Origin of the sequence: Streptomyces sp. NPDC007162, from assembly GCF_040634175.1 — a bacterium.
Lineage (GTDB): Bacteria > Actinomycetota > Actinomycetes > Streptomycetales > Streptomycetaceae > Streptomyces.
Genome location: NZ_JBEYFC010000602.1, coordinates 1 through 4,763, shown reverse-complemented (window position 1 = coordinate 4,763; position 4,763 = coordinate 1). Strand labels below are relative to the sequence as shown.

The 4,763-nt window shown below is 72.1% G+C and carries 5 protein-coding genes and 2 pseudogenes; 2 read left to right on the top strand and 5 right to left on the bottom strand.

What is annotated here, in order from left to right; translation table 11 throughout:
* Positions 1 to 13: 13 nt before the first annotated feature.
* Positions 14 to 67 (top strand): annotated as a pseudogene (locus ABZ646_RS40220) (histidine kinase); the annotation flags it as partial.
* 6 nt (positions 68 to 73) lie between these two features.
* Here ABZ646_RS40220 and ABZ646_RS40215 read toward each other — a convergent pair.
* The 5 genes and pseudogenes from ABZ646_RS40215 to zapE all read right to left on the bottom strand — a co-directional run.
* Positions 74 to 397, bottom strand: a pseudogene (locus ABZ646_RS40215) (SPFH domain-containing protein); the annotation flags it as partial.
* A gap of 146 nt (positions 398 to 543) precedes the next feature.
* Positions 544 to 2,019: a SulP family inorganic anion transporter gene (locus ABZ646_RS40210; protein WP_360530809.1), complete on the bottom strand. Its 1,476-nt coding sequence runs from the start codon at positions 2,017 to 2,019 to the stop codon at positions 544 to 546.
* An 8-nt stretch (positions 2,020 to 2,027) separates the two neighbouring features.
* Complete coding sequence (locus ABZ646_RS40205; RefSeq protein ID WP_360530806.1) at positions 2,028 to 2,606, bottom strand: carbonic anhydrase; 579 nt, start codon at positions 2,604 to 2,606, stop codon at positions 2,028 to 2,030.
* 88 nt (positions 2,607 to 2,694) lie between these two features.
* Complete coding sequence (locus ABZ646_RS40200) at positions 2,695 to 3,090, bottom strand: hypothetical protein (RefSeq protein ID WP_360530803.1); 396 nt, start codon at positions 3,088 to 3,090, stop codon at positions 2,695 to 2,697.
* Positions 3,091 to 3,243: 153 nt separating this feature from the next.
* Positions 3,244 to 4,350 (bottom strand): cell division protein ZapE, encoded by a 1,107-nt coding sequence (zapE, locus tag ABZ646_RS40195; protein WP_360530800.1) that lies wholly within the window; start codon positions 4,348 to 4,350, stop codon positions 3,244 to 3,246.
* A 37-nt stretch (positions 4,351 to 4,387) separates the two neighbouring features.
* On the opposite strand from zapE, the gene ABZ646_RS40190 reads away from it, so the two are divergent.
* A partial coding sequence (locus tag ABZ646_RS40190; protein ID WP_360530797.1) for a dihydrofolate reductase family protein occupies positions 4,388 to 4,763 on the top strand: 376 nt, incomplete at its 3' end.

The window sequence follows — 4,763 nt, the reverse complement described above, 5'->3', positions numbered from 1 at the left end:
GGCGCGGCGTGCGGTGGCGGAGGAACGCGGCCGGATAGCACGGGAGTTGCACGACGTCGTAGCACACCACATTGTAGTCCTCGACCTTGATCAGCGCGCTCACCGCGTCGACCACCCGGAAGTAGACGACCGCGTCCACGCGCACGGTGACGTTGTCGCGGGTGATGCCCTCCTGGGCGGGGACCGGCAGCGTCACGATCTGCAGGTTGACCTTGTGCAGCCGGTCCACGACCGGGATCACCAGGTTGAAGCCGGGCTCCCGTACCTCACCGGAGACACGCCCGAGCCGGAACAGCACACCCTGTTCGTACTGCTTGACGACCCGCGCGCCGGCGGCCAGGTACAGCGCGCCGACACACAGCGCGGTCACCACCGCGACCAGCAGCTCCTGAACCATCACGACCCCCAGGGAGAGAGGCCCGATATGTCTGTTGCTGCAACGATATGCCCGGTGGGTGGCTCGGGGCCATGGCCGCCGGGAACGGGTCCGGGCCGGAGGTGCCGAGGGGCGTCGGCACCTCCGGCCCGGGGGCGGCCACCGGTTCAGGCAGCCGTGACCTTGACGGGTTCGGCGGTGACGCGCACCGGTTCCGTGCCGGCGTCGCTGTGCCGCTCGGCCCAGCTCTCCAGCGCGGTCCGGCAGGCGTGGTCGAGGTGGTGCAGCCCCGACAGGTCCACCCTGATCGGGCGGTCCTGCGGCAGCGCCTCCAGGCTGTCCAGGATCTTGGGCAGGCGCAGGAAGGTCGCGTTGCCCGACAGATGGGCGTCGATGGGCCCGGCGCCCTTGTCGACCACCTCCAGCTTGAGGTGCGAGGCCTCCCAGGCGGTCTTCACGATCGACAGCGCCAGACCGATCAGTACGCCCTCGAACATGCTGACCGCGACGATCGACACCGCCGTGACCACCAGGATCAGCGCCTCGCCCCGGTGCTCGCGCCAGAGCGCGGCCAGCGAGCGCACGGGGATCAGTTTGGCACCCGAGTAGACCAGGATCCCGGCCAGCGCCGGGATCGGGATGTAGGCCAGGGCGCCGGGCAGCAGCGCCGCGAACAGCAGCAGCCAGAGGCCGTGCAGCACCCGGGACGCCTTGGTGCGGGCGCCCGCCTGGACGTTGGCCGCGCTGCGCACGATCACCGCGGTCATCGGCAGGGCGCCGAGCACCCCGCACAGGGCGTTGCCCGCGCCCTGGGCGACCAGTTCCCGGTCGTACTGGGTCCGCGGACCGTCGTGCAGCCGGTCCACGGCCGCCGCGCTGAACAGCGACTCGGCCGACGCGATCAGGGTGAACGCGACGATCGTGCCGAGCACCCCGAGGCCCGCCAGTTCGCCGAAGGCGCTCAGCGGCGGCGGCTGGACGGAGTCCAGCAGCCCCTGCACCTCGACGGTGGCGACCGGCAGGCCGAGGAGGAGCGCCGCCAGGGTGGCGAGTCCGACGGCGGCCAGCGGTCCGGGGACCGTACGCACCTTCGCCGGGGCGTGCTTCCACAGGACGAGGACCGCGACGGTGCCCGCGCCGAGGGCGAGCGAGGCCAGCGCCCCGCCGTCCCCGAGGGCGTCCAGGAACGCCCCGGGCAGCCCGGCTATTTTTCCGGGGCCCGAGTCGGGCGCCTTGGCGGCGAGCGCCGGATACAGCTGTCCGGCGATCAGAACCAGGCCGATCCCGGCCAGCATGCCCTCCACGACCGAGAGGGAGATGGCCCGGAAATAGCGCCCCAGCTTCAGGACACCCATGGTGATCTGGAGGACACCGGTGACGAGCACGATCACGCCGAGCACCGGCAGCCCGAACTCCTGCACCGCCTCGAAGACGAGCACGGTCAGACCGGCGGCCGGCCCCGACACCTGAAGGCTGCTGCCCCGCAGCATCCCGGTGACGAGACCGCCCACGATGCCGGTGACCAGGCCCAGTTCGGCCGGGACACCGGAGGCGACGGCCACGCCCACGCACAGCGGGAGCGCGACCAGGAAGACGACGAGGGAGGCGGCGAAATCCTGACGTATGTAAGGGAACTTGGTCATCGCGGCGCTCACAGGGCCTCGAAGGTGTCGGTCCCGGCGCGGTGTTCGCGCACGGCACCGGTGTGGACCTCGTAGTACCAGCCGCGCAGGGTCAGCGCGCCCTCCGCCAGCTTCCGGTCGATGAACGGGTACGACCGCAGCCGCAGGAGCTGGGCGAGCACGTGGTTCTGCACGCCCTCGGCGACGGCCGGGTCCTCGGCCGCCCCGCTCGGCCGCGGCTCGGCGCTGGCCAGCCAGTCCCGGACGGCGGGTACGGCGGTCAGGTCGTCGCCGCGCACCAGCGCGCCGACGGCGCCGCAGTGCGAGTGCCCGCAGACGACGATGTCGCGGACGCCGAGCACCTCCACGGCGTACTCGATGGTGGCCGCCTCGCTGGTGGGGTGCTCCGAGGCGTACGGCGGGACGATGTTGCCCGCGGTGCGCAGCTCGAAGAGCTCCCCCGGGCGGGCGCCGGTGATCAGGGCCGGGACGACCCGGGAGTCGGAGCAGGTGATGAAGAGCACCTGTGGGGACTGGCCTGCCGCGAGCGGGGCGAACTCCTCAGGGCGCTGTCCGAACGTACGGGCGTTGTCGATGAGGGGCTGCATGGTGTGTGGACTCCTCCTGGCGCGCCGAAACGGCGCGTCGGGCTTGCACGACGGTTGTGGGGGGGTGAGCCGAGACGGAACCCGTCTCTCAGCAGCGGAAGACCTGGAGCGTGGCCGGTGAGTGGGCTCTGGAGGCTCTGGACGTGCGTCGGTGCTCGGCCGAGGGGGCCGTCGAGGCACGTATGGCCTCGGTGTGCCGGGGGGTGGCCGGACGGTCGTCGGCACAGCCGGCGGTGGTGGTGCGGTGGCGGTCGGCGCTCTGCGGGGGACCGGGCGGCTCGCCGCACAGTCCGTGGTCACGGAGGGTGCCCGTGCCTTCGCGTACGGCTTTCACCGGAGGGGTGGATCCGGGCTGGGCCTTGGCCTCGGCGTGACTGAGCGCATGCGCGGCTGCGAAGGTTGCCGCGGGAGCGAAGAACTGGACGGCGAGCAGGGCGGCGGCCAGGAGCGCGATCACGGTCCGGGCCGTCGTACCTCGGAACACGGGCCCCCCTCGCGGCAGTTCACGCCTCTTGTGTGCACCAAGCACTGGTCAACGGTTGGTCAAGAAACACGGTAACCCGGCGGAGCCGTTTGCTGGGTTAACTCCGTGTTGCGAGCCGAAGACGGCGTGAAAAGCGCCGGTGGCGTGGCCTGATCAGGCTCTTGACACCAGTCCCTTGGCGTCCCGGGCGAGCGCGGTGAGCCGGGATATCGCGCGGAAGTACTTCTTGCGGTAGCCGCCGTTCAGCATCTCCTCGCTGAACAGCCTGTCGAAGGGCAGCCCGGAGGCCAGGACCGGCACCTCGCGGTCGTAGAGCCGGTCCGCGAGGACCACGAGCCGCAGTGCGGTCGACTGGTCCGGCACCGGCTGCACGTCCGTCAGGCAGACCGCCGTCAGGCCGTCGGTCAGCGCGCCGTACCGGCTGGGGTGCACCTTCGCCAAGTGGTCGAGGAGGTGCGGGAAGTCGTCGAGGGACGCGCCCGGCGTGGCGTACGCCGCCTTGGTCACCTGCTCGTCGGAGTACGGCGCCGGAGCCTCGGGCAGGCCGCGGTGGCGGTAGTCCTCGCCGTCGATGCGCAGCGTACGGAAGTGGGCGGACAGGCCCTGGATCTCGCGCAGGAAGTCCACGGCCGCGAACCGGCCCTCGCCGAGCTTGCCCGGCAGGGTGTTGGAGGTGGCCGCGAGCGCGACCCCGGCCTCGACGAGCCGTGCGAGCAGGCTCGACACCAGGACCGTGTCGCCCGGGTCGTCCAGCTCGAACTCGTCGATGCACAGCAGACGGTGCCCGGACAGGGTCGCCACGGTCTGCTGGAAGCCGAGGGCGCCCACCAGGTTGGTCAGCTCCACGAAGGTGCCGAACGCCTTCAGCCCGGGCTCCGCCGGGGTGGCGTGCCAGAGGGAGGCGAGCAGGTGGGTCTTGCCGACGCCGTACCCGCCGTCGAGGTAGACCCCGCGGGGCCCGGCGGGCGCCTTCGCCGCCCTGGCCTTCCCGAAGCCGAGGAAGCCGCGCTTGCCGCCGCCGGCCGCGTGCGCCCCGCCGAGACCGGCCGCGAAGCCTTCGAGGACCCGGACGGCCTCGGTCTGGCTCGGCTGGTTCGGGTCCGGGAGGTAGGTGGCGAAGCGGACCGAGTCGAAGCGGGGCGGCGGCACCATCTCGGCGACCAGCCGGTCCGCGGGGACATGCGGCGTGCGGGCGCACAGCGACAGCGGGGCCGCGTCGGCTATGGGGCTGACCTCGGAAGCGGCGGGAGAAGACGACACGGTCACCCATGCTAGTTGCCGTGCCACACTGCACCGCATGCGACGCCTGTTCCCTGTGACCGAAGAGACAGCAGCCCAGGCCTCCGGCGGTGCGGCCGGAAGGGAGCGCGAGGGGGAGTGGAGCCTCGCCGAGGTGGCGCTCGCCTACGCCTACCCCGAGTCCGCCGGGCGCCAGGCGTGGCTGCGGGCCAACATGGTGTCCACCCTCGACGGCGCGGGCCAGCACGACGGGCGGTCGCAGCCCATCTCCGGGGCGGCCGACATGCGGATCTTCGGCACCCTGCGAGGGCTCGCGGATGTCGTCGTGGTGGGTGCGGAAACGGTACGGCAGGAGGAGTACCGGCCGGCTCGCCCTGGGCGCGGTGTCCCTCGGATGCGGCATCTGGACCATGCACGTCAACACCATCCACCGG